We start from the raw sequence: 25660 nt of genomic DNA on the forward strand, positions 1-25660 counted from the left end.
GATTTTATCTGTTATTCTATTCAAAAGAAGAAAAGGAAAAGAATGGGAATCAAGATTCCGACAATTAGTTCGATTCCTCCTCTGCCGATAATACCCTTATTTCCTTTCAGCATGATGATGCCGGAAAGAGTAATGATAATAAGAGCGATAGCGAAAATATCCGCAAAGTAAGTCCACCATTGTCCCGGGTTGTAATGTAAGCGGGACATTGCTCCGATAAGCGGACGGCGGGTGACGGATTCATATACCGCTTCCCCTGTCTTCACATCTACCAGGAGGTTGGAGCCGCCTTTCAGGAATACTTTCATTACGTCCGTTTTCGGGAAGTAATGTTTGGTATAGTTGCCGCTTTCTCCTAATGGTTCCAGGAGGGTGAGCACTTTCTCCTTATTCATTCCTGCTTTATCCGGTAGCTTTTCTGCTATCTTATACTCTTTCCGTGTGATGGAGAAGTTCGGGTTAATCGTGTCACGGTGATTCATTACAATTCCGGAAATGGCATATATCAATACCATTCCGGAAAAGAAAAATGATAGGTCACGGTGTATGAGTCGACTCCACTTACGGATGTTACTACTCCACTTCATACGAGTTAGCTTCCATGAAATAGAAAGATAAATACTCTTTTCCCGTCTCTGCTTTGCGGTCGGCTATTTTTGCACGGAAATCTGCAATGCGGGCTTCGGGGCTGTTGGCTGTTTCGCCACGTGCTTTCTTTTCAGAGTCGCATCCGGCTTCACCGGTTCCGTGTTTCTCGGCAGCCTGTGCTTTGAGTTGTGCTTCCCAGTTCTGGAGGTAGGCTTCGTCAATGCGTTGTTCTTTCAGTGTTCCGGTAACACGAACGATGGAGTTTACACATTTAGGGTCGAATGCTCCCAAGGTTCCTGCTTCTACACGGATCACTTGGGTGTCGTCGCTACCCATCAGGAAGATTTTCTTTGCTCCATGTTTGCAGGTGTGTGTGCAGACGCCTTCAATGGTCACTTCTTGTCCTGCAAGGCTTTCGGCATTGGCAAGGAGAGAGTCGATTTCCAAAGCGGAAGAAGCAGACTGTTCTGTAGTCGCTTCTGATGCGCTTTTCTGTTGTTTGTTACCACATGAAGTTCCGATAAAAGTCATTGCCACGATGGCAATTGCGATTGTTAGCTTTTTTGTTTTCATTGTTCTTGCTTCGTTTTTATATAGTTTGTAATCTGTTTATCGTTTGTTTATAGCTTATCATAGTTCGCCTTACGGGCGAGGAGTCTTAACCTTACTTGGGACTTTGAGTTTCATGCCGGGAAACTGTTGTTTCCTCACCGAGAAACTATTGTTTCCCCGTAGGGGAACTAAAGGTTTCCCGGTGTGAAACAAATGTTAGTCCTTTAGTTGCCGGCTTGATCCCTTACGCAACGGAGTTGCATACCGGACTTGGTGCTGATATAACCTAACGTTAATCTGCCTTCCAAATATTTGGAAGTAAACGTACTCATTAATGCAAAAAATTGTATGTTGGTAAGTTCGTTGTTAGCATTAAGTATTGCTTTATATGGAGTTGAAGTCATATAATAATTCAATGCTGGTTTTCCAATCCACTCGGTTATTGTACTAGTAGTGCTGGATATTACAGTTTTCTGGTAACTTGGAGTAGATGCGAAATTTGTCACCATACGCACTCCTGAAAATTGGTAATTGAATCCTGCATTATGAAGTGACAGTACTTTAGCTCCATCATAGATTGCATCATAAAAGAGAGCTTTATCACCATCTGCTGGAGTATTTCCATCTTCATCATTGTTGCTTTTGCCAACAAGATTAAAATATTCCATTTGCGTCGGTATGTGCCACCCTTTCGGACAGATACCTTGTGCGCCTTCAAAGTCTTTCAGATTATTTTCAGTAATTTCCTTACCACCTAGCGCAGCTTGCAAATCATAAAGATAGCCTAATTCTTTTATAGCACTTTCGTCTGTTGTGGCTACGGCTACATTGTTAACAATCTCATATGGATACCAAATATGTGAATCAGCTGTCGGATCAGTAGAGGGTGTATATCCTTTAGGTAAATAGCAAAGTGGTTCAGCCATCCATGTCGTACCGTTTGAGAGAGTTACAGTCTTATATTTCACATTATCATACAGGAAATAGTTCTGATCGAGATGTTCCTCAAAAGGAATTTCATTATCAGCTCCAATTTCGCCCTCATCTGTCCAGTTCTCAATGTCACCGCTAAGTTTGACTTCTATATCGTCAGGTAACACGCGAATGTTCACACTGTATTGTCCTCCTTGTGCCAAAGTGGTAGATGTGAGCTTCTGTGACAAGGTCTTGCCGTCGGATGTTGCTACTTCAAGTGTCAAGGCTACTGTTTGGGGAACGATAATAGCACGGTATGTCTCATTCGCTTTAACGGCTTGTGCAACAATGCTTGTAGCAGAGGCATTTGCATCAGCAGTCACTGTGAGAGCACTCAAATCAAGAGTTGCAGTCGGGATAGAACCTTTCAATGCAATGGACGAGATGTTAGCTTCTACTTCCTTTGTTACATTAATCACTAATTTAGTAAACATGTGTTTGAAGTTCATGCTTATAACGTTGGTAGTCGGAAGTACATCCGATTTCTTTGCTGCCATAAAATCTGACGCTCCATATCCGCTAGTCTGATCGGTTTCTACAGTAAATGAAGCCGGAGTATTGCCCTCTTTATAGGGATAATAGGCTACTATTTGCGATTTGTCATTTCCTTCCGGATACCAAAGTAAATCACCGGCAAATACTCCGTCATTGTATGTCATCAGTTTATTTTCCGCATATACGAAGTCACCGTTTTGGGTGATTGTAACACCGATTTTATCTCCGGTCTCAAAGTTAACTTCCGTAGCACGTGTAATAATAGGAGAGATAGTAATACGACTGTTTGCAGGAGTCGTAGCTTCGTTCTCCTCTTGTTGGCAAGATACCAAAAGTGCTGCTGCGAAGATAAATGTCAAACTCTTTTTCATTGCTTAATAATTTAGTTTATATATATTCATTGTTTTCAAAAAGTATATCCTAATTTGACAGCCTCGTTCCAACGGTTCGAACCATCTATATATTGCAGGTTGAAACCGTGCGTATAACTACCCTGTACTTCCGCATAAATTCCATAGTTGAAATGGTAGCGCAATCCGAGATGAAATGTCGCCTGCGGGGCGGTTGCATATTCATTTTTCAGATGGTAATAATTAGTCAGCCGATAAGGCGGATCACCCGGTTCCGTATCTGTTGCCGTAGTCCTGTTTTTCCCGGTAAAGTTTCCTATGGCAAAGGATGCAGCCGCTTTCAGGTCGAGTTTCCCCAGATGAAATACACTGGAGATATAAGTCCGGCTGCAAAGCATCTTTTCCGAAGTCACATAAGGATACATCTGTGTGGTCAGTCGTCTGAATGTTGATATATTCGTTCCCAAACAAAGTTCCGTGCGGGGACTTATGAATTCATATTCAGGATGGACGGAGAAAATATCCTGCTCAAAAATACGATTGGAACCATGTACGTAAGTGGTCGTTATCCCGTTCACCGTTTCTTTAGTTATCACATTCTCGTTGTTGGCCAGATGTGACCATTGCAGGTTCAGTCGCAGAAAATGCTCTTTCTTTCCCTGTTTGAAATGATAACTCAAATGGGAGGTAATCCGGTGGGTGGGAAATTTAAACCAGATAGCATCTTTTTCACCGGCAGAACCTGAAGAATACGTGTATTCAATATCTCCGTAAATTCCTTTCCATTGAAGTTGCAAGGCTCCCCCGTTCGACAATTCTTTGATGGGAAAACCGTTGACACCCGATTCACTAAGATGGATTCCGCTGCCGTCCCATGCCTCGTAAGCTCCATACATAAGTCCTTTATCCAGAAAAGCATTGTAAGAGTTTTCGGCTGTACCAATGACTTCTGCTTTCACTGATTCGCTGTTTTTACCGAGAATATAGGAAAAACCGATTGCCATATCTCCCGAATGATACATGACGCTGGGGGCTACTTTCAAATCCAGTCGGTAATTGGTATGCCGCAAGTCCTTTCGTTTGGAATAGTTGGAAGCGGCAAAGTCAATCTTTCCTCCTAATCGCCAGTTGGGTGCAATATCAGTTGCAATACCACCCATGAAAGCGTAAGTTTGCAAGTCTTTGCGTCCGGGCGTGAACTCCAGGAGATCTACGGGATAAAATCCCGGGTGGATGAACATCGAACCGCTCATATCCTTGCCGGAAGTATGGTCGAAGGAGAATGAACCCGTCAACGAATAACCTTTCAGATGAGTGATGGACTTTGCTACCGCTCCGGTACTCCATGCTTCTTTTGCTTCGTAATAGTTGCGGAAATCACCGTGATTATTCTTTCCGTACAGTTCGGCATAGGAAGCAGAAATACTGTCCGTCATGATACCTGTGACATTTGCCCCGGCATTCCAGGAGTTACGCCGTTCGATGATGTCATAAGTCTGTGCCGAAACTCCGGATGCCAGACATAGGACCCAAAGGCCTGTTATATATATTTTCTTCATCTCACTCATGCAAAGATTGTTTTTCCCGTTCATAAAAATCGGTAGAAGAATTGTTCGTATCTACCAGTACTTCATAACCCGCTTCCTGTGTCGCTTCTTCATCCACATGACGGTATAAACTGCGTCCGTTGTACGTGGCACTTTGAATGACATATCCCGCATCAATGGATGGGGAAATGCGCTTTTTATTGTTGGAGGAACCGCCATAATACACTTCCGTCCCATCAATCACCCAGTCGAGCGGTACCGCTATCACCCGTTCGGTGGTGCTTCCCGGCTTCTGTATGACGCTGCCTTCTTTAAGAACGAAGTCCTGTATCGTGGTATCTTTGGCTTTAAAAATAATCGTGGCCGGAGAAAAGATGGAGAATGTATAAGCGTTCGCCTGTCCTGTTTTCAACACTACGTTCAGGTAATGGTCCGGTGTAATCTGATCGCCGGGAGCCGGATGATATTGCGTGTTCGGGAAATAAACATTGTTGTAACATACAAAATATCCGGGTTTGTTCAGATTAACAGATTGCGTATATTGTGCCGCATGGTCAACTGCTCCGTTGATGGCAATCACCGCATCTTCTCCCGGTTGAAGCGGAAAAGTTTTGCCGGTACCGCCAAACTGCCAGATACACTGTGCGATAGGAGCGAAGTTGGGGAAGATGGTTGCTCCGGTTGCTTCGTCCTGTGTCACCCATACATTGGTGGCTTGTGAATTGTAAGGGTCGAGAGCTCCGAAACACAAGCTATCCAGATATTGCACTTCCGAGTCGTTATTATGCAGGATAATGTACTTGTCGGACTGATAATTTCCTTCCAGCGGTAACTTGGTACATCCTCCGCAGTAAATCTCTTTAATAATGATCGTTCCAGCTCTGGAGTGAATCAGCGGGAGATTAAATGATATATCACTACTGGTCAGTTTTACATTATCAGCTAACCCGTTGAAAATATCCTGTCCGTCTTTGTCACTGATTTGCACACGGTATATACCTTTGGTCAGAGAGAATTGTGCCACTCCATTCTTGTTGGTTTTAGCCTTATAAGAATTTCCACGGTCGACATCTTCAATCTTTACGGTCACTCCTTCCCTGAGATGCTCCGTGTATCCGTCCGGATATACGGCGGTAACCTGCAGGTTGTGCAATTGGTTGTCATACGGATTCTCTTTATCGATATCCGTGCATCCTGCAAAGATGCCGGTCACTGTCAGTAATAATATGTAGATGGATTGCTTCATATAGTTAGAATTTGATACGGCAAGTAAGTCCATAATAGAAATCCGGGGTGAAAAGAGCGCTTACACCCGTTGCATGAGATTTTACATAAGGCCGTGAGTTGGTGAAATTAATCGCATTGAGAGAAAGAGATACATAGTCTCCAATCTCTTTGGTGATATTGATATTGGCAGAAAAATAAGGATCATATCCGTCTGCAGCAAATGTATAAGCATTGCCCGATTTACGTATCAGGTAGGAGAATTCCGGATTTGCGGCTTCCGCTGACGTGAAAGGATGCATCTCATTATTCAGGTCGAGGTATGCCACCGGCCAGATTGCAGTATAAGAGTCTCCGTCATAGATACTTCCTCCGGTTTGGGTATTGCTGCTTTCGCTCACATTGAAAGCATATTCTTTTCCTTGGTATTCGGAGATATTCTGCGAACGCTTCACAAGCGAAGCTTCCAGTCGGCACGAGATAATCAGTCTGGCTTTCGGAATACGGGTGATGGCTGTGATATTGGCATCCAGCGAGTGGGTACGCTTGCCGTTGGCAGTACTCGATAAGTTGTCGCCATTGGCGTAGATACCTACATATTGGTAAGAACGATTGGCAAGACTGGTGTGCGACCATCCATTCTGATAATAATACGATAAAGAGTTGTCGATGTATTTCGTATAAGTATAAGCGGCATCTATCCGGAATTGCGTGCGAATCGGAGTAATTTCCGGGAAATCAACGATCATTTCCGCTCCGCGACGAATCACGTCCATTCCATTGTCGGGAGAAGTTGACTTTACAAAAGTCTGGTCGGTCACTTTGACATCCATAGGAGTCCAGTAACTGGATGCATTGTCGCGTATGTAAACCATACCTGTCTGGTTGTCCACATTGATTTGCGGATTAGTAGGCATAGTGAATCCTTCCGGCAATTGGAGAACATCGTAGGAGAACGGAGTATAGGTATTTGTGTATTTATACGGCAACTTGGTACGGTTGAAATAACCGACTAATGAAATTCTGGTACGGGCGATGTTGACGTCCAGACCGATTTCAGCGTTCTGATTCCGTTGCCACCGGAGGTTCTCATTGTGCAATAACGTGTAGGGCTGACTATAATATATATAAGATGATTCAATCTTATTATAGGAAAAGCCGAAGGTCTGTATGTCCCGATATTCCTGTTTGGGATACAAGGTATAAAAAGAGGGAAGCTTTTCGGTAATTCCCCAACCGCCACGGATAGCGATATATTCGTTCAACTGCCATCTGGCATTGAAACGCGGAGATAGAGTATTCAGATTTTTATAGTTCGTTCCCTTGATAAACAAGTGTTCCCAACGTACCCCTGCCATCAGTCTAAGCATGGTATTTCCCACAGGAAATGAGAGACTTTCTTCTGCATAAAGCGAAACATTATGCATATATGGGTAAGTAGTGTAAGGACGGGGACGATAACCGTTCGGAGCCAATGCTGGGTCTTTGTAATATTCTCCTTCACCCACATTGCCTGTTGCTTTCCATTGAACACCCGCTTTCAGGTTACTGTTTACAGTCTTAAAGCGTCTGTTCCATTCATATTTTAACGATGCGGCATAATCCAGTTCTTTGGAGTCGATGATTTGATCGGCAAAGTAAGTATATGGCAGTTTGTTTGCCATAAAATATCCTTCCTCCGTGGCATGAACAGTCGGTTGCTCCGATGCATACGAGTTGAACGTATGCGCGTGGGAGTTGTTATCATTATAATATATCGATGCGTCGAACTTGAGGTTGGTTATCCACGATTTATTGAGCAGCCAAGCGAGTGACGTGTTTGCCCGGAATACGTTGTCTCTCACTTTGTTGTATTCTCCCGAATAGGCATCGGGATCATCTTTGGTATTCATTCCTCCGATATTGCCTGTAACACCGATGTCGAATCTCAATACGTTGTGGAATGTGTTGCTATATCCGGCAGAGAATCCCCTTCTTGTATAAGAAGAATAGGGAGATACCAACTTTTGAGTAGCTTTGGTCCATTCACCGTTTATGTTGATGACTCCTTTATCGTTTCCTAAATCCAATCCTTTAGAGAATGACACCTGTTCGGTGCGAGGATTGATAGACAGCAATATGTTCCAAGGTGTTTTCCCTTTTCGGGTGTGAATTTTGATTATACCACTATTCAAGTCTCCATATTCTGCCGAGGGCACTCCCGTAATGACTTCCACCGATTCAATATCTGCAACAGTGATATTCCGGGTATCCGCTCCGCTCATATTGCCAAACGAACCATTGTTTCCAATACGCACCCCATCCACTTCCACTGCAGTTCCGAATGCGGCATTACCGGCTGTTGACCCTCCGTCACGTAATGAGAAGATATGGTTGGCGGTGAGATCCGGTACTTTGGTCTTTCCCCCCGGAAGAAGAGCGGAGATATCGCTCACATTCGACACCTGTAGGTGTTCCAATGCATTATTTCCGATAGTGAGCGTGGTGTTTAATTCATTCTTGGGTGCTTGTGCAGTAACGACCACATCATCCAGTGCAAGTGTATTTTCTTTGAGTATGATAGGAACGTTATTGATATTGCTGCGTACATTTACGGGAATGGTTGCCGGTACATATCCAAGAAAAGAAACCTCCAGATTGTATTTTCCCTCCTGTACTCCATGTATCGTAAATTCTCCTTTCTGATTGGATACAGCCCATAAATAGGTACCTTTAATGAGAATAGAAGCACCGGGTAAAGGGGAATTCGTTTTTGCCTCGGTCACACGTCCCGAGATTGTATAGATGTTTGAATTAGCTGCGGCTTCAAATAAATTGAAAAATAGTAGCCCCCAGAATGCTATATTAAAAAGACAATATTTCATAGATAAGTTTTGCGCAAAATTCGATAAAAACCGAGTTTGTATCAATCGCTATAAATAGTTATTTTGGCAAATTATGATACCTATAACTAGTGATTTCTTACCTACGAATAGGTATTTCCCCTCTAACTATAGCTTAGAGAATAAAAAACCGGCTTGCACTGCGATCACTATCACATTGCAAGCCGGTTGATTTATTGGGCTTATCTATAGCTGTCCGGATATTATTTCCAGTCCGCTATATTAGATATTTTTTACTTTAATCAGATATTCGGCAATCTGAACTGCATTCAGGGCAGCCCCCTTCTTGATCTGGTCACCTACAATCCAGAAAGTCAATCCGTTTTCGTTTGTCAGGTCTTTGCGGATACGGCCTACGTATACCGGGTCTTTACCTGCCAGGAACAACGGCATCGGGTATTCTTTTTCGGCAGGATTGTCCTGCAGAACCAGACCTTCACCGTTAGCGAATGCTTCACGAGCTTCTTCTACGGAAATCGGACGTTCTGTTTCTACCCAAATACTTTCAGAGTGAGCGCGTAATGCAGGAACACGTACACAAGTTGCACTAACCTTTACGTCAGAATGCATGATCTTACGCGTTTCATTATACATTTTCATCTCTTCTTTCGTATAACCGTTTTCTGTAAACACGTCAATCTGCGGAATCAGGTTGAAAGCCAACTGATAGGCAAACTTTTCTACAGTCACAGGTTCGTTTGCCAATACCTGACGATATTGTTCGTACAATTCGTCCATGGCAGCGGCACCCGCACCACTTGCTGCCTGATAGGTAGACACGTGCACGGTTTTTATATGAGAAAGCTTTTCGATGGCTTTCAGTGCAACTACCATCTGGATAGTCGTACAATTCGGGTTGGCAATAACGCCGCGCGGACGTTCCAATGCATCCTCTGCATTTACTTCAGGCACTACCAAAGGCACATCGGCATCCATACGGAAAGCGCTGGAGTTGTCGATCATCACAGCACCATACTTGGTGATTGTTTTCTCGAACTCCTTAGATGTTCCTGCACCGGCAGAAGTGAAAGCAATGTCTACCCCTTTAAAGTCATCGTTGTGTTGTAAGAGTTTCACCTCGATCTGTTTACCGCGGAAAGTATATGTTGTTCCGGCACTACGTTTAGAACCGAACAAAACTAACTCGTCCATCGGGAAGTTTCTCTCATCGAGCACGCGCAGGAACTCTTGTCCTACGGCTCCGCTTACGCCAACAATAGCTACTTTCATCTTTTTCTTTTGTTAAATTGTGAATATTGAATTTCTCTCCTTCATCCTGTCGAATCGGAAAGATTTGGCTGCAAAATTATAACAATTTAGCATATAAACATCGCTTTTGAGAGAAATATTTCAGCCTTTCGGAGGATTTCTTTAACCTTACGTATCGTCAGGTATGGTTGTTGGACGGGATAAACGTACCAAAAGGGAGCCATTTCCTGTCGCGATGCGAATCGGATTGATTCCGTAGCCTGATAAGATTCTCTTTATTGCCTAATATTACTTCGTTCCACTATAGTTATCCGCAAGAGACACTATAGTGGAACGAAATAAAAGTGCCTAACGAAATATATCCTGTTAGGTAAGCGGTGGGAAAGAAGTAGTAAGTAGTCAAGTAGTAAGTAGTTACCTACTTGACTACTGAATAATCCGTCAGAACATTCATTGTGATTCTGCAAACTTTTTTGTTCCTTTGCAGAGAATTCCTAAAACCACAGTCTATGAACCTGTTTGATCTCAATTTAACGCTGCCTATTTCTGATCCGACCTGGGTATTCTTTTTGGTACTGATAATCATTCTTTTTGCTCCGATGATTTTGGGGCGTCTCCATATACCTCATATTATAGGCATGATTCTGGCAGGTGTGCTGATTGGCGAACATGGCTTTCATGTGCTCGACCGTGACAGTAGTTTCGAACTGTTCGGCAAAGTAGGACTCTATTATATCATGTTCCTTGCCGGTCTTGAGATGGATATGGAGGATTTCAAGAAGAACCGGACAAAAAGTTTCGTGTTCGGCTGGCTTACCTTTCTGATTCCTATGGCGTTGGGAATATGGAGTAGTATGAGTATGCTGGGGTACGGTTTTCTCACGGCAGTGCTGTTGGCAAGTATGTATGCTTCCCACACCTTAATTGCCTATCCCATTATTAGTCGTTATGGACTGTCGCGTTTGCGCAGTGTCAATATAACCATTGGTGGTACTGCTGTCACCGTCACCCTTGCTTTGATTATTCTTGCCGTCATAGGAGGCATGTTTAAGGGGACTGTCGATGGCTGGTTCTGGGTATTTCTTGTGGCAAAAGTGGCTTTCCTCGGATTCCTGATTGTATTCTTTTTCCCCCGTATCGGACGCTGGTTCTTCCGGAAGTACGATGACAGCGTGATGCAGTTTGTGTTTGTGCTGGCGATGGTTTTCCTCGGAGGAGGATTGATGGAATTTGTAGGGATGGAGGGAATTTTAGGAGCTTTTCTGGCCGGTTTGGTATTGAATCGCCTGATTCCTCATGTATCTCCTTTGATGAACCGGTTGGAATTTGTGGGAAATGCGTTGTTTATTCCCTATTTCCTGATTGGTGTCGGAATGATTATTGATGTAAGAAGCCTGTTTACCGGAGGTGAAGCATTGAAGGTAGCTGTTGTGATGACAGTGGTGGCAACCTTTAGTAAATGGCTGGCTGCCTGGATCACACAAAAGATCTATCGGATGCAGTCGAATGAACGGAGCATGATATTCGGTTTAAGCAATGCGCAGGCCGCAGCTACGCTGGCGGCAGTGTTGATCGGTCATGAAATCATAATGGAGAATGGAGAGCGGTTGCTGAATGATGATGTCTTGAACGGTACGGTAGTGATGATACTTTTCACTTGTGTCATCAGTTCTTTGGTGACCGAACGTTCGGCCCGTCGTTTTGCTTTGGATGAAAATGTGCAAGCGGAAGAAGAAGCTAAACAGATAAATAAGGAACAAATCTTGATTCCGGTCGCTAATCCGGAGACGATTGAAGATCTGGTCAATCTGGCTTTAGTGATAAAGGATGCCAAGCAGAAGAATGCATTGGTTGCATTGAATGTTATCAATGATAATAATAGCTCGGAGAAAAAAGAGCAGCAAGGCAAACGTAATCTGGAGAAGGCTGCCATGATTGCCGCTGCCGCTGATGTGCCTGTTACGATGGTGAGTCGTTATGATTTGAATATTGCTTCGGGGATTATCCATACGATCAAAGAGTATGAGGCTACGGATATTGTGATCGGTTTGCACCGGAAGGCAAATATTGTCGACTCTTTCTTCGGACATCTGGCTGAAAGTCTGCTGAAAGGTACGCATCGTGAAGTGATGATTGCCAAATTTCTGATGCCTGTTAATACCCTGCGTCGAATCAATATTGCCGTTCCGCCGAAGGCTGAATATGAATCGGGGTTCTCTAAATGGGTGGAACACTTCTGCCGTATGGGAAGTATCTTGGGCTGTCGGGTGCATTTCTTTGCCAATGAGCGTACGTTGATGCGTATTCAGCAACTTGTGAAAAAGAGACATGCAGGTACCCCGACAGAATTCTCCATATTGGAGGAGTGGGAGGATCTCTTGCTGTTGACAGGGCAGGTGAATTATGACCATTTATTGGTAGTTATCTCTGCCCGTCGCGGATCTATCTCTTATGATCCCTCTTTTGAGCGCCTGCCGGCACAATTAGGAAAATATTTCTCTAATAATAGTTTGATAATCCTGTATCCCGACCAGTTTGGCGAACCGCAGGAAATTGTGTCATTCTCCGATCCTCGTGGACATAATGAGTCTCAACATTATGAGAAGGTCGGCAAATGGTTCTATAAATGGCTAAAGAAAAACTAATGGAAAGATACGACTGGCAACAGAGAACGGAACTCCTGTTAGGGGAGGAAAAGATGGAGCGCATCCGGAATGCACACGTATTGGTCGTGGGACTGGGTGGAGTAGGTGCTTATGCCGCCGAGATGATCTGCCGTGCAGGTGTCGGGCGGATGACGATTGTAGATGCCGATACGGTGCAGCCTACCAATCTGAACCGTCAGTTGCCGGCCATGCATTCCACGTTGGGGAGGACGAAAGCGGAGGTGTTGGCAGCCCGTTATAAAGATATAAATCCGGCGATTGAGCTGACTGTCCTGCCTGTTTACCTGAAGGATGAAAATATACCGGAACTGCTGGATGCCGATAAATATGATTTTATAGTAGATGCTATTGATACGATCAGTCCGAAATGCTTTCTGATTTATGAAGCGATGAAACGTCGTATAAAGATTGTCTCCAGTATGGGAGCAGGGGCGAAGAGTGACATCACCCAGGTTCGTTTTGCCGATCTTTGGGAGACGTATCATTGCGGTTTGAGCAAGGCGGTACGGAAGCGTTTGCAGAAGATGGGAATGAAACGGAAACTTCCGGTGGTGTTCAGTACGGAACAAGCCGATCCGAAGGCCGTATTGCTGACGGAGGATGAGCAGAATAAGAAATCGACATGTGGAACAGTCAGTTATATGCCGGCCGTGTTCGGGTGCTATCTGGCTGAATATGTCATTAAACGATTATAAGGCTATGATGATAAAACTAGAAGGGATTACGAAGAGTTTCGGCTCATTACAGGTGCTGAAAGGCATTGATCTGGAAATCAACAAAGGAGAAATTGTTAGTATTGTAGGCCCGAGCGGTGCGGGTAAAACTACGTTATTGCAGATAATGGGTACTTTAGATGAACCGGACGCAGGTGTGGTACAGATTGACGGAACAGTGGTGAGCCGGATGAAAGAAAAAGAACTATCCGCTTTTCGTAATAAGAATATTGGTTTTGTTTTCCAGTTTCACCAACTACTGCCGGAGTTCACGGCATTGGAAAATGTGATGATTCCCGCCCTAATTGCCGGGGTGTCTTCCAAAGAGGCGCACGAACGCGCTGTGAAGATTCTGGATTTTATGGGACTGGTTGACCGGGCTTCTCATAAACCGAACGAATTGTCGGGAGGGGAGAAGCAGCGGGTAGCGGTAGCGAGGGCTTTAATCAACGATCCGGCAGTTATTCTGGCAGACGAACCATCCGGTAGTCTGGATACACATAATAAAGAAGATTTACATCAACTGTTCTTCGATTTGAGGGACCGTCTGGGGCAGACTTTTGTCATTGTGACGCATGACGAGGGGCTTGCCAAAATTACGGACCGGACCGTTCATATGGTGGATGGTATGATTAAAAAAGATTAATTAGAGAACCTAATTTCTAAAAATGTATACCAAAAAGGTAGAGCCTTGCAAGTGTTCTATCTTTTAGTTATATATTTATAGTCGCTTCTCTACGGAAGTCTGTGAAGATGATAGTAGAGTGTTTGTTTTGTTTGTGTGTGATGCATTCTTGTCTGGTGTGATAGGAATGCATCTTTTTTTTATTAATTATAACAAATGTAGGGCTCTAGCCGTTCAAGATCAATAGGAGTGAACTCCTCGTAAAGAGATAATTGCTTCAGACTTTTTAAGGGTCCTTTCTTTTTCCGATATTCTATGATAACCTTTGCTTGGTAGTAGTTTATGTATGGATGATGCAGCATTCGTTCCATACCGGCTTTATTTAAATTGATACGGCGTGTCTGCTGGATGTCAATGGAAAACCACGGACGGAGTTTCTCTGCCTTTAGATGAATCTCCTGTAACTGCTCTATTCGGAAAAAGCCTCCCAGCCGTTCGCGGTAATTCACCATCATCCGGGCAATGCTGCTTCCGATTCCCGGAATCTTTTTCAGTTCGGTGGTATCTGCGGAGTTGAGGCTGATGATGGTTCCGGGGAGATATTTCATGAGTGTGTCCCGTTGTACACTTTGTGCGGTTAATAATCGTACCGTATCCTTTGAACTGAAATCTTTTGTAATTTGGATATAGGGATAAAGAGTCCGGTATTGTTCTTCGGTTAGACCATAAATCTTCCGGAAATCCTCCGGATGGCGGAATTTGCCTTGTTTATTACGATAATGCAGGATATTCTTTACCATCCGGGAAGGTAGTCCGAGTGACAGGAGAGTGGTGGAGTCTGCGGTGTTCGGGTCGAATATCGCAAGCTTGATTTCCCTTTGAGGGGATGATTGAAAAGAAGGACCGGACTTTTGGTGAGGTTTGGTTTCCCGGAGGACAGAAATAAAGTCGTTGTATTCTTTATCGAACTTCTCATTCTCTTTGCAGTCGGTATCTTCAGCGTGCTTGAAAAAGGAGAAGAGTTTAGGAGCGGCATATACTCCTAAAATAAGAACGACAAGGACGATAATGCCTTGTCGTTCAGTTTTAGTATAATAAAGGAAGTCTTTCCACATTATAGCTTGATCAATCCCAGTTCATTGATAAATATCAGTGAGATGGCGATTGGTGCGATATATTTTAATATAAAGATAATGAGTTTGTATACCGGTATCTTTAATGAACCGTCGTTGGTAATCTCTGACCATACAATCTTCTTGTCCAGATACCACCCGGTGAAGAGCGAAATACACAATCCGCCAAGTGGTAACATGATTTTAGCTGTTAAGAAGTCGAAGAGATCGAACAGACCCAGTCCGAAAATAGTAAATCCTTTCATGACTCCCAGTGATAATGAACAGAATATTCCGAGGAAGATACAACCGCCGGTGACTAACCTTGCTGCTTTTCCACGGGAAAGCTTGAACTCCTCATGTAAATAAGCGGTTACTACTTCGTGCAAGGAAATGGTGGAGGTTAAAGCAGCCATTGCCAATAACGCGTAGAACATGACAGAGAATATATATGCCAGTATGGGGACTCCGCTGAATGCCTGTTGGAATACATTAGGCAGTGTGATAAAGATCAGGCTCGGACCTGAATCAGGTTGTATGCCTACTGAAAAAGCAGCCGGGAAGATGATAAAACCGGCTAGTATCGCTACAAAAGTGTCAATGATTCCTACGCTGAAAGCTGTTTTAGTCAGGTTGGTTTCTTTACTGAAATAGGAGGCGTATGTACAAAGACATCCCATTCCCAAGCTCAAAGAGAAGAAAGCCTGTCCCATGGCACTCAAGAACACATTCCCGTCCACTTTGCTAAAGTCAGGCTTGAGCAGGAATTCAATGCCTGCACCGGCTCCCGGCAAAGTAACCGAGCAAACTACCAGTATGAGGATAATGATAAATAAGGTAGGCATCATGATTTTGGAGGACTTTTCGATTCCTTTTTCCACTCCTTTCACGATGATGAAATGAGTGATTAACAAGAAGGCTACCAACCATACAACCGGTCTCCACGGACTACTGGAGAATTGCTGGAAAGAAGAGATGAATTCTCCGGAGTTTTTTCCGGCAAAGCCGTTGGTCGCAGCTTCAAGAATATATTCAAGCGTCCAGCCTGCTACTACGGCATAATAACTAAGTATCAGGAAACCGGCCAATACTCCCATGCGTCCTACCCAACGCCAATGTGTTCCAGGGGCTAATTTCTGATACGCTCTTGCTGTGTTGGCTCTCGAACGGCGTCCTATCAGAAACTCGGCAATCATAATAGGTAGTCCCAGAAGAAAGATGCAGCCTAAATAGATCAATATAAATGCCGCACCTCCATGATTTCCCGTTTCATAGGGAAACCTCCATATATTACCCAGTCCGACTGCAGAGCCGGCAGAAGCGAGTATGACCCCTAATTTACTGCCGAAGTTCGCTCTATCATTTTTTGCCATAAATCTTGTTTTATCTTACAAATCGTTATAAAATGCACGTATAAAATGCAAATATAGAAAATGATACTTATATTTGCACGATAATTGTAATATTATTTAGATATGCTATCTTATATTAAGAAATATCCGATCTCGCTTTTTATTATTCTGACAGTGATTTATCTGTCGTTCTTTAAACCGCCTAAGACGGATTTAAATGAAATTCCCAACCTCGACAAACTGGTTCATGTCTGTATGTATTTGGGTATGTCGGGCATGTTGTGGTTGGAGTTTCTGCGTGCGCATCGCAGGGACAATGCTCCGATGTGGCATGCGTGGGTAGGTGCATTCTTCTGTCCTGTACTTTTTAGTGGTTGTGTGGAATTACTGCAGGAGTATTGCACTACTTACCGGGGAGGAGACTGGTTGGATTTTGCAGCTAATACTACGGGAGCGATTCTGGCTAGTTTAGTGGCCTATTATGTCGTACGACCGAGGATGATGAAGGCTGATTGAAATTTGCTGGCTAGAAGGATTTTCAGGCACGGATTACGCGGATTACACGGTCGCTTTATAAATGCTAATTCTAAAATCCGTGTAATCCGCGTAATCCGTGCCTGAAAAAATAGTATAATTATAAGTATTCTACCGTTGAACTAAGTTTGATTCCATTGGAACCTTTAATTAGAATGGTATATCCTTTAGGTTTGTCTGCTTGCAGATTCTTTATAACTTCCTGCGCATTGGCGTAAGTTTTAAAAGAATGTTCGCTTGCGGCAAACAGTTCTCCTACGAGCCATACTTTCTCAAAACCACTTTCTTTGATGTAATCAACGATTTTCTGATGTTCGGCCGGGCTTTCAGCACCCAGTTCGCGCATATCTCCTAATATGATCATCTTGTGAGGGACTGTCATGTTCCGGAAGTTTTGCAAGGCAGCCATCATACTGGTCGGGTTTGCATTATATGCGTCGATGATCAGCGTGTTATCTTTTGTCTTTTTAAGTTGAGAGCGATTGTTTTGTGGTGTATACCCTTCCAAAGCTTCGTTGATCTTCTTTGCTTCCACTCCGAAGAAACGGCCGATGGTGATGGCAGCCAGGGCATTCGGGAAATTATATTCTCCGATCAACTGTGTGCGAACCTGATGGCGTTCACCGTCCTTACCGGCTTTCCATTCGAAAGCGAGATAAGGTGAATTGCCGGTGATTCGCCCGTTAACATAGAGATCCTCTTCTGTTCCATAAGGAATCAGGTTCAATCCCTGTGAGATATTCATCAAATAGGTGTTATCGTGATGGATAAAGGTAATGGCGTCTTTCTTACGGAGGAAATCGTACAATTCTCCTTTAGTCTTAATCACTCCTTCGAAAGAACCGAATCCTTCCAGGTGAGCCTTGCCTACGTTGGTGATAATGCCATAATCCGGTTCGGCTATTTCGCAAAGAAACTTGATTTCTCCCGGATGATTGGCACCCATCTCGATGACAGCAAGGTCATGTTCCGGCTTCAATCGTAGCAGAGTGGTCGGTACACCGATGTGATTGTTGAGATTACCTAAGGTATAAAGCACATTATGAGCTTGGCAGAGAACGCTGGAGATTAACTCTTTGGTGGTCGTCTTTCCGTTAGTTCCGGTAATGCCGATCACTCGCGTCCCGAGTTGGCGGCGATGATAGTTGGCAAGCTGCTGCATTGTTTGCAGACAGTTGTCTACAAGTATATATCGTTGATCGCCTTCTATGGCATATTCGGCCTCATCGATAACGGCAAATGCGCATCCGGAGTCCAGCGCTAACTTAGCAAATGCATTACCGTTGAACGACTCACCTTTCAAGGCGATAAATAAAGAACCGTCCGGGCAGTTCCGGCTATCAGTAGTAACTGATTGGCAATCCAGAAAAATCTGGTAAAGAGCAGAAAGTTTCATAACCTGATCTTTTATTTAAAACGTTGCAAAGATAGGCTATTCTTTCGGATTTGACGGGAGTTCGGACAGATTTTTACTTAGGCATATACCAAAGGAAGAGTCAGTATCATCCGGCATCCGTCCGTATAGGAAGAATCGATCCGGAGGCTGCCTCCTAACTTCTCGGCGATACTCCGGCATATCGGAAGTCCGAGACCGGTTCCCTGTGTGAAAGAATCCATTTTGTAGAAACGTTGAAATACTGCCTCCTGTTGATTTGTCGGGATGCCTGTTCCTGTATCGGTGACACTGATTTCAATTTTCTTTTCAGCTTCCAGTATGGAATAAGCTATGCGAATACTGCCGTGAGTCGTGAATTTAGCGGCGTTATGCGCCAAGTTGTTCAACGCTTGTGATATACGTTCCGAATTACTGCGTATGAGCAGGTTTTCTCTTGCAGGCTCGAACAGCACTTCCACTTCTTTCTGCCTGTTGTCTTTGGCCACTTCAGAGGCAAGTTGACAGATCGTATTCATGTCTGTTTCATCATCTGTGGGCAGTTGTTCGTATTGATCCAGTTCGGACAGAGCGAGTACATCAGTGACCAGTCGGAGCAAGTCGTTACTGTTGCTCTTGATAATATTGACAAATTCCTGTGTTTCCGGATTGTTGCTATAGTGATCGCTTAACACCTGCGAGAAGCCTACAATGGAGTTGAGAGGTGTACGGATTTCATGAGTCATGCTTTGGATGAATGTGGTTTTCATCCGGCTGTTTGCTTCCGCTATATCCTTCGCTTTACGTAATTCTTCCCTCGATACAGTAAGTTCTTCATTTCTTGTTTTAAGTTCCGCTTCCGAAACTTTCAGTTTGCGTTTCAGGAAGTTTTCTCTATAAAGGAATAAGAAAAGAACGCCTAATAAAATAATCAATGAGATAATCAATGTTGTTTTATTATGCAACTCTTTTTCCTGTGTCTGGAGCGTTAATTCTTTCTTTTCGGCATTGAGCTTCTCAACGTTTAGCAAGGTGGCGAATTCGCTGCTGGCTACTTGCTCATTGGCTATTTTTAAAGAGTCATCTGCGTTGATATACATTTGCAGAAATTTGACTGCCATGTTCATATTCCCCATCTTTTGGTAGATTTCTCCCTGTGTGCGATAGTGGTTGCTGCTAAGTATACTTTCACTTAAACGGCGCTCTTCCTTTTCTTGCCTTTCTGCAGCTTCCAGTGCTTTTTGATATTGCCTGGTCTGCTGGTAGTATAAACATTCTATATTATATAGCCTTTTTTTGATCGATTCCAGTCTTTTATCCTGTTCGAATGCGGCCTGGCATTCCTTCAATATTTTTTCGGCTGCCTGAAAGTCACCAAACTTACTGTAGTAGTTTACGTACTCCAACTTGGCAGATATTTGCTGTGTAGAAGAATTGGCTGTTGCAACGGCCTTTTCCATAGCTTCCAATGCTTCTTTTTGTTTTTCCCGGCTGATGTAATAGTTGGCTATCTGGGCATAGGTCTGGGAAATGTTATAGTTTTCGATATTGTATTTTTCAGTCAGTTCGATTTCTTTCAACCGCCATTCACCCGCCATCGAATCGAATCTTTTGATGGTGTAGATTTGTGACATGATATTGTAGCAACGGGACAGACCGGTTTTGTCATCCTCTTCCTGTGCTTCTTTTAACATCTTTTGCACTTCATAAAGTGCTATGTTTGTTCTGCTTGTTTTTAGATAGTAAGTGATTAATCTGTTCGCCCATGCAAAATAATAATATTTAGGCTGATGGGTGGCTTTGGCGAATTCTTTTACTTTGTTGGTATAGTAGATTACGCTATCTTCATGGGTCCCCTGGAAATAATAGTAATCCAGTTGGGTGGCTATGGCTACTGCCTGCATTCGTTCATCATGCCGTTCACCGGCCATTCTGAACAATGTGTCGGACATGTTAAGCACAATAGGATCTAATAAGTATTCTTGACAACGTTGATAATATTCATAGAGAGTAGAGTCAACATTGAAAGTTTCAGCCTCTTTTTGAGCTTTAGCAGTAGTGGCAAAGGGCAAAATGAGGAAAAGAAATCCTACGTGAAATAGGGTTAATCGGCTCATGGTATGAATTTTTCGGTTTCTTCTATAGTTTGCAAATATACGTTTATTTCTTCTTTTTAGTACGAATACTTGCTTTTTTTATCTACATTTGTAGGCGATCTAAAAGGAATGTTGTCAATGATGAAACCTATATCTCCTACTTATATAAATGTAAAAGGGCGGTTGCTCGATCTTGCTACTCCGCAGGTGATGGGAATTTTGAATGTTACTCCCGATTCTTTTTATTCCGGCAGCCGGATGCAGACTGAAGAAGACATTGCTGCCCGGGCGCGGCAGATACTTGATGAAGGTGCTTCGATTATTGATATAGGAGCTTATTCTTCACGGCCGAATGCCGAACATATTTCTGCTGAAGAAGAGATGGGCAGACTGCGTACCGGTCTGGAAATTCTGAACCGTAATCATCCGGAAGCCATCATTTCTGTTGATACTTTCCGGGCTGATGTAGCGGAAGAATGTGTGAAAGATTATGGAGTTGCTATTATTAATGACATAGCTGCCGGTGAAATGGACCACCGGATGTTTCAGACAGTTGCCGACTTGGGAGTGCCCTATATTATGATGCATATGCAGGGAACTCCCCAAAGTATGCAGAAAGAGCCGTCTTATGATAACCTGATTAAAGACATTTTCCTGTATTTCGCTCGTAAAGTGCAGCAACTTCGCGACTTGGGAGTGAAAGATATCATTCTCGATCCGGGATTCGGATTCGGAAAAACGTTGGAGCATAATTATGAACTGATGGCACATCTGGAAGAGTTCCATATATTCGAGCTTCCCGTTTTAGTGGGAGTTTCGCGGAAATCAATGATTTATAGATTATTGGGGGGAACCCCGCAAGATTCATTGAACGGGACAACCGTATTGGACACTGTTGCGTTAATGAAAGGAGCGCACATCCTGCGTGTACATGATGTGCGTGAGGCGGTGGAAGCTGTCCGGATCACAGAGAAATTAAAAATAGAGAGTGGATATGACAAATAAGAGGAGGGTGCATGTTTTTTGAGTTTGGCATAAAAGATTTTATCGATATTCTGCTGGTGGCTTTTGTTTTGTACTATACCTACAAACTGATGAAAGCTTCCGGTTCTATTAAGGTATTCACCGGTATCCTGGTTTTTATCCTGATCTGGCTGGTGGTGACTCAAGTGTTGGAGATGAAGCTGTTGGGTTCTATTTTCGACACATTGATGAATGTGGGTGTGATAGCGTTGATTGTTCTTTTTCAAGATGAGATACGCCGTTTCCTTTTGACTTTGGGATCTCACCGTCATGTCAGTGCATTGGCACGTCTCTTTAGCGGATCGAAAAAAGAGTCGTTGAAGCACGATGATATCATGCCCGTGGTAATGGCCTGTTTAAGCATGGGCAAACAAAAAGTCGGCGCATTGATTGTCATTGAGCATAACACTCCTTTAGATGAAGTCGTTCGTACGGGCGAATTGATTGATGCGGCAATCAATCAGCGTTTAATCGAGAATATCTTTTTTAAGAATAGTCCGTTGCACGACGGAGCGATGGTCATCAGCAAAAAACGTATCAAGGCAGCGGGATGTATTCTTCCTGTGTCCCATGATTTGAATATACCGAAGGAGCTTGGCTTGCGGCATCGCGCAGCGATGGGAATTTCACAGCAATCGGATGCGCATGCCATTATTGTTTCAGAAGAAACAGGTGGTATCTCCGTAGCCTATCGCGGACAATTCTACCTCCGCCTGAATGCGGAAGAACTGGAAAGTCTATTGACAAAAGAAAACTGATTTTATATTGGTAAGGCAATGGTCAAACAATGATGGTCATTTTATGACCATCATTGTTTGACCATTGTTGTTTTATCTGCTATTTGGCGCTATTTTGCTTTATTTCCAACCCTTTTTGAATGATAATTATGCCCTCCTTTTTAGGTGAATCGCCTACCTTTGCCGTATACTATTAAAATTCTATTTTTGAATAAACCATGAAAAACAGATTGATTGCTTTACTGGTACTTTTTACAGTTATTTTCTTTAGTACTGCACAGGCGCAAACTACCGCACGGAAGTTTGAGGCAGGCAAGAACACATTCTTGCTGGATGGAAAACCGTTTGTGGTGAAGGCTGCCGAGTTGCACTACACCCGCATCCCGCAAGCTTATTGGGAACATCGCATTGAGATGTGCAAGGCATTAGGCATGAATACTATTTGTATTTATATTTTCTGGAATATCCATGAGCAGGAAGAAGGTAAGTTCGATTTTTCCGGTCAGAATGATATTGCAGCTTTCTGCCGTGCGGCACAGAAACACGGTATGTATGTCATTGTCCGTCCCGGTCCGTATGTATGTGCGGAGTGGGAGATGGGGGGACTTCCCTGGTGGCTGTTGAAGAAAAAAGATATAGCCTTGCGTACGCTCGATCCCTATTATATGGAACGGGTAGGCGTCTTTATGAAAGAAGTAGGCAAGCAACTGGCTCCGCTGCAAGTGAATAAGGGGGGAAATATCATCATGGTGCAGGTAGAGAACGAATACGGTTCTTATGGAATCGACAAACCTTATGTTTCTGCCGTGCGCGACCTGGTTCGTGAATCCGGTTTTACCGATGTACCTCTGTTTCAATGTGACTGGAGCAGTAACTTCACCAATAATGCGCTCGATGACCTGATTTGGACAGTGAATTTCGGAACGGGTGCCAATATCGACCAGCAATTTAAAAAACTCAAAGAACTTCGCCCCGAAACTCCGTTGATGTGTAGCGAGTTCTGGAGCGGATGGTTCGACCACTGGGGACGCAAACATGAGACACGTCCTGCAAAAGATATGGTACAGGGCATCAAGGATATGCTCGACCGGAACATCTCTTTCAGTCTGTATATGACTCACGGAGGAACGACTTTCGGACATTGGGGAGGTGCGAACAACCCGGCTTATTCCGCCATGTGCAGCTCATACGATTATGATGCTCCGATTAGCGAACCCGGATGGACGACCGACAAGTTTTTCTTGCTTCGTGACTTGTTGAAAAACTATCTTCCGGCAGGTGAAACACTGCCCGCAGTACCCGCAGCTTTGCCTGTTATTGAAATCCCCGAGTTTCACTTCCATAAAGTGGCTCCGCTTTTCTCGAATCTGCCGGAGGCAAAACAAACGGTGGATATTCAACCGATGGAATCATTCAACCAGGGATGGGGAACGATTCTGTATCGCACCACATTGTCCGAAACTATTCTTGCAGGCACCACTTTGAAAATTACGGAAGTGCACGACTGGGCGCAGATATATGCCGACGGTAAACTGCTGGCACGTTTAGACCGTCGTAAAGGAGAATTTACAACGACCCTGCCCGCACTGAAAAAAGGCACACAACTGGATATTCTTGTGGAAGCAATGGGACGTGTTAACTTTGACAAATCTATCCACGACCGCAAAGGAATCACCGAAAAGGTGGAACTTATTTCGGGTAACCGGGCTAAGGAATTGAAAAACTGGACGGTGTATAACTTCCCGGTAGATTATTCCTTTATAAAAGATAAGAAATATAGCGATAAAAAGATGTTACCGACTATGCCTGCCTATTACAAGACTACCTTCACACTGGATAAAGTAGGAGATACTTTTCTGGATATGAGCACATGGGGGAAAGGCATGGTCTGGGTGAACGGTCATGCAATGGGGCGTTTTTGGGAGATCGGTCCGCAGCAGACTCTCTTTATGCCGGGGTGCTGGCTGAAAGAAGGAGAGAATGAAATTCTTGTTCTGGATTTGAAAGGTCCTACCCGGGCTTCCATCAAAGGTTTGAAGAAACCAATTCTCGATGTGCTTCGTGAAAAAGCTCCCGAAACACACCGCAAGGATGGAGAGAAACTGAAACTGACGGGTGAGAATGTGGCTCACGAAGGAGCTTTCACTCCGGGCAACGGCTGGCAGGAGGTACGATTTATCACTCCGGTGAAAGGACGTTATTTCTGTCTGGAAGCACTTTCTCCGCAAGCAAATGATAACATCGCAGCGATAGCGGAGTTTGATGTCTTGGGAGCTGATGGTAAACCGGTATCCCGCGAACATTGGAAGATTCGTTATGCCGATAGTGAAGAAACACGTAGTGGCAACCGTACAGCCGACAAGATATTCGACTTGCAGGAATCCACTTTTTGGATGACAGTGGACAATGTTCCTTATCCTCATCAATTGGTAATTGACTTGAGCAAAGTGGAAAATGTGACCGGTTTCCGCTATCTGCCCCGCGCCGAAAAAGGGTATCCGGGTATGATTAAGGAATATCGCGTATATGTGAAACCTGCTGATTTCAATTACTAAACAGTGAATGAACAAGAATAAAACAATGGATGAAAAAGCATTGAAATGACGATGAATATGAAGAAAAATATAATTCTTTTCGCATTCCTGTTTATAGGAGTGCTGACTGGGTATTGCCAGCAATCTGCTTACCTGTTTGTTTACTTTACCGGCAATCGTATGAGTGAGGAAGCCGTCCGGATGGCTGTTAGTCTTGATGGATATAATTATAAAGCCTTGAATGGAAATCAGCCGGTACTTGATTCCCGTGTGATTAGTTCGACAGGTGGAGTGCGTGATCCTCATATTCTGCGTTGTGAAGATGGGAAGACGTTTTATATGGTGGTTACGGATATGGTATCCGGAAATGGATGGAGTTCTAACCGTGCCATGGTACTTTTGAAATCAAAAGACCTTGTACACTGGACTTCCAATGTCGTGAATATCCAAAAGAAATATCCAGATCAGGAGGATCTGAAACGTGTGTGGGCACCACAAACTATTTATGATAAGGAAGCTGGGAAGTACATGGTTTACTGGTCTATGCAACATGGCAATGGTCCCGATATCATTTATTATGCTTATGCCAACAAAGATTTTACAGATATAGAAGGAGAACCGAAGCCACTGTTTCTTCCGAAAAACAGAAAATCATGTATTGATGGCGACATTATTTATAAAGATGGACTCTATCATTTGTTCTACAAAACGGAAGGGAATGGAAATGGAATTAAAAAAGCGACTACTTCCTCTCTGACCTCCGGACAGTGGGCGGAATCGGATGATTATAAGCAGCAGACGAAGGATGCGGTAGAAGGTGCAGGCATTTTTCCATTGATTGGTTCGGATAAATATATCTTGATGTACGATGTGTATATGAAAGGCAAATACCAGTTTACCGAAAGTTCCGATCTGGAACACTTTAAAGTGATTGACCATGCCGTCAGCATGGATTTTCATCCACGTCACGGTACTGTTATTCCGATTACTCAAAAAGAATTGCGACGCCTTTTCAAGGCATATGGTAAACCGGAAAGTTTCTAAAACTTTGCGATTGATAATCTTAATGCAATA

Annotated in this window: 19 protein-coding genes; 8 read left to right on the top strand and 11 right to left on the bottom strand. The window is 43.6% G+C overall.

Annotated elements, in window-relative coordinates; genetic code table 11:
• Window positions 1-20 precede the first annotated feature (20 nt).
• The 7 genes from AAHJ11_RS12005 to AAHJ11_RS12035 all read right to left on the bottom strand — a co-directional run bounded on the left by AAHJ11_RS12005 (window position 21) and on the right by AAHJ11_RS12035 (window position 9843).
• A complete protein-coding gene (locus AAHJ11_RS12005) occupies window positions 21-587 on the bottom strand; it encodes a PepSY-associated TM helix domain-containing protein (protein WP_258976830.1) in 567 nt (188 codons plus the stop codon).
• Window positions 574-1161 carry a hypothetical protein gene (locus tag AAHJ11_RS12010; RefSeq protein ID WP_004322225.1) on the bottom strand — a complete coding sequence of 196 codons (588 nt, stop codon included), beginning with the start codon at window positions 1159-1161 and terminating at the stop codon, window positions 574-576. Before AAHJ11_RS12010 ends, AAHJ11_RS12005 begins: the two co-directional genes overlap by 14 nt.
• Window positions 1162-1364: 203 nt before the next feature.
• Window positions 1365-2981: a fimbrillin family protein gene (locus AAHJ11_RS12015; protein WP_258979351.1), complete on the bottom strand. Its 1617-nt coding sequence runs from the start codon at window positions 2979-2981 to the stop codon at window positions 1365-1367.
• 35 nt (window positions 2982-3016) lie between these two features.
• Window positions 3017-4528 (bottom strand): DUF6850 family outer membrane beta-barrel protein, encoded by a 1512-nt coding sequence (locus AAHJ11_RS12020; protein ID WP_258979352.1) that lies wholly within the window; start codon window positions 4526-4528, stop codon window positions 3017-3019.
• Window positions 4521-5753: a DUF4876 domain-containing protein gene (locus tag AAHJ11_RS12025; protein WP_347035155.1), complete on the bottom strand. Its 1233-nt coding sequence runs from the start codon at window positions 5751-5753 to the stop codon at window positions 4521-4523. The genes AAHJ11_RS12020 and AAHJ11_RS12025 overlap by 8 nt, the downstream gene beginning before the upstream one ends.
• 4 nt (window positions 5754-5757) lie before the next feature.
• A complete protein-coding gene (locus tag AAHJ11_RS12030) occupies window positions 5758-8595 on the bottom strand; it encodes a TonB-dependent receptor (protein ID WP_258979354.1) in 2838 nt (945 codons plus the stop codon).
• Window positions 8596-8835: 240 nt separating this feature from the next.
• The gene (locus tag AAHJ11_RS12035; RefSeq protein ID WP_004299708.1) at window positions 8836-9843 is read right to left on the bottom strand and encodes an aspartate-semialdehyde dehydrogenase; all 1008 of its coding nucleotides are present in this window, start codon (window positions 9841-9843) and stop codon (window positions 8836-8838) included.
• A 488-nt stretch (window positions 9844-10331) separates the two neighbouring features.
• Here AAHJ11_RS12035 and AAHJ11_RS12040 point away from each other — a divergent pair, with 488 nt between their 5' ends.
• From AAHJ11_RS12040 to AAHJ11_RS12050, 3 genes are read left to right on the top strand one after another with little or no spacing between them, the layout of a single operon-like run.
• On the top strand, window positions 10332-12467 hold the full coding sequence (locus tag AAHJ11_RS12040; RefSeq protein WP_148364005.1) for a cation:proton antiporter: 2136 nt from the start codon (window positions 10332-10334) through the stop codon (window positions 12465-12467).
• A complete protein-coding gene (locus tag AAHJ11_RS12045) occupies window positions 12449-13183 on the top strand; it encodes a ThiF family adenylyltransferase (RefSeq protein WP_234132554.1) in 735 nt (244 codons plus the stop codon). Before AAHJ11_RS12040 ends, AAHJ11_RS12045 begins: the two co-directional genes overlap by 19 nt.
• Window positions 13184-13190: 7 nt before the next feature.
• Window positions 13191-13847 carry an ABC transporter ATP-binding protein gene (locus AAHJ11_RS12050; protein ID WP_148364243.1) on the top strand — a complete coding sequence of 219 codons (657 nt, stop codon included), beginning with the start codon at window positions 13191-13193 and terminating at the stop codon, window positions 13845-13847.
• A gap of 182 nt (window positions 13848-14029) precedes the next feature.
• On the opposite strand, the gene AAHJ11_RS12055 is transcribed toward AAHJ11_RS12050, so the two are convergent.
• Both AAHJ11_RS12055 and AAHJ11_RS12060 read right to left on the bottom strand, forming a co-directional pair.
• Window positions 14030-14941 carry a helix-hairpin-helix domain-containing protein gene (locus AAHJ11_RS12055; RefSeq protein ID WP_258979355.1) on the bottom strand — a complete coding sequence of 304 codons (912 nt, stop codon included), beginning with the start codon at window positions 14939-14941 and terminating at the stop codon, window positions 14030-14032.
• Complete coding sequence (locus AAHJ11_RS12060; protein ID WP_195650101.1) at window positions 14941-16311, bottom strand: sodium-dependent transporter; 1371 nt, start codon at window positions 16309-16311, stop codon at window positions 14941-14943. Before AAHJ11_RS12060 ends, AAHJ11_RS12055 begins: the two co-directional genes overlap by 1 nt.
• A 102-nt stretch (window positions 16312-16413) precedes the next feature.
• Here AAHJ11_RS12060 and AAHJ11_RS12065 point away from each other — a divergent pair, with 102 nt between their 5' ends.
• Entirely contained in the window at window positions 16414-16806 is a 393-nt protein-coding gene (locus AAHJ11_RS12065) for a VanZ family protein (RefSeq protein WP_148364001.1), read from the top strand.
• A gap of 118 nt (window positions 16807-16924) precedes the next feature.
• Here AAHJ11_RS12065 and AAHJ11_RS12070 read toward each other — a convergent pair whose 3' ends face one another.
• Complete coding sequence (locus tag AAHJ11_RS12070) at window positions 16925-18220, bottom strand: UDP-N-acetylmuramoyl-tripeptide--D-alanyl-D-alanine ligase (protein ID WP_258979356.1); 1296 nt, start codon at window positions 18218-18220, stop codon at window positions 16925-16927.
• Between the two features lie 77 nt (window positions 18221-18297).
• Window positions 18298-20313 carry a sensor histidine kinase gene (locus tag AAHJ11_RS12075; RefSeq protein ID WP_148363999.1) on the bottom strand — a complete coding sequence of 672 codons (2016 nt, stop codon included), beginning with the start codon at window positions 20311-20313 and terminating at the stop codon, window positions 18298-18300.
• A 117-nt stretch (window positions 20314-20430) separates the two neighbouring features.
• Between AAHJ11_RS12075 and folP the strand changes: the two genes are divergently transcribed.
• The 4 genes from folP (at window position 20431) to AAHJ11_RS12095 (ending at window position 25630) form a co-directional block, all read left to right on the top strand.
• The gene (folP, locus tag AAHJ11_RS12080; RefSeq protein ID WP_195650099.1) at window positions 20431-21297 is read left to right on the top strand and encodes a dihydropteroate synthase; all 867 of its coding nucleotides are present in this window, start codon (window positions 20431-20433) and stop codon (window positions 21295-21297) included.
• A gap of 11 nt (window positions 21298-21308) precedes the next feature.
• Window positions 21309-22073 carry a diadenylate cyclase CdaA gene (cdaA, locus tag AAHJ11_RS12085; RefSeq protein ID WP_148363998.1) on the top strand — a complete coding sequence of 255 codons (765 nt, stop codon included), beginning with the start codon at window positions 21309-21311 and terminating at the stop codon, window positions 22071-22073.
• A 197-nt stretch (window positions 22074-22270) separates the two neighbouring features.
• On the top strand, window positions 22271-24607 hold the full coding sequence (locus AAHJ11_RS12090; protein ID WP_258979357.1) for a beta-galactosidase: 2337 nt from the start codon (window positions 22271-22273) through the stop codon (window positions 24605-24607).
• A 45-nt stretch (window positions 24608-24652) separates the two neighbouring features.
• The gene (locus AAHJ11_RS12095; RefSeq protein ID WP_217721866.1) at window positions 24653-25630 is read left to right on the top strand and encodes a glycoside hydrolase family 43 protein; all 978 of its coding nucleotides are present in this window, start codon (window positions 24653-24655) and stop codon (window positions 25628-25630) included.
• Window positions 25631-25660 lie beyond the last annotated feature (30 nt).

It is taken from the genome of Bacteroides sp. 90-K9/2 (assembly GCF_047310725.1).
GTDB classification, from domain to species: domain Bacteria; phylum Bacteroidota; class Bacteroidia; order Bacteroidales; family Bacteroidaceae; genus Bacteroides; species Bacteroides vicugnae.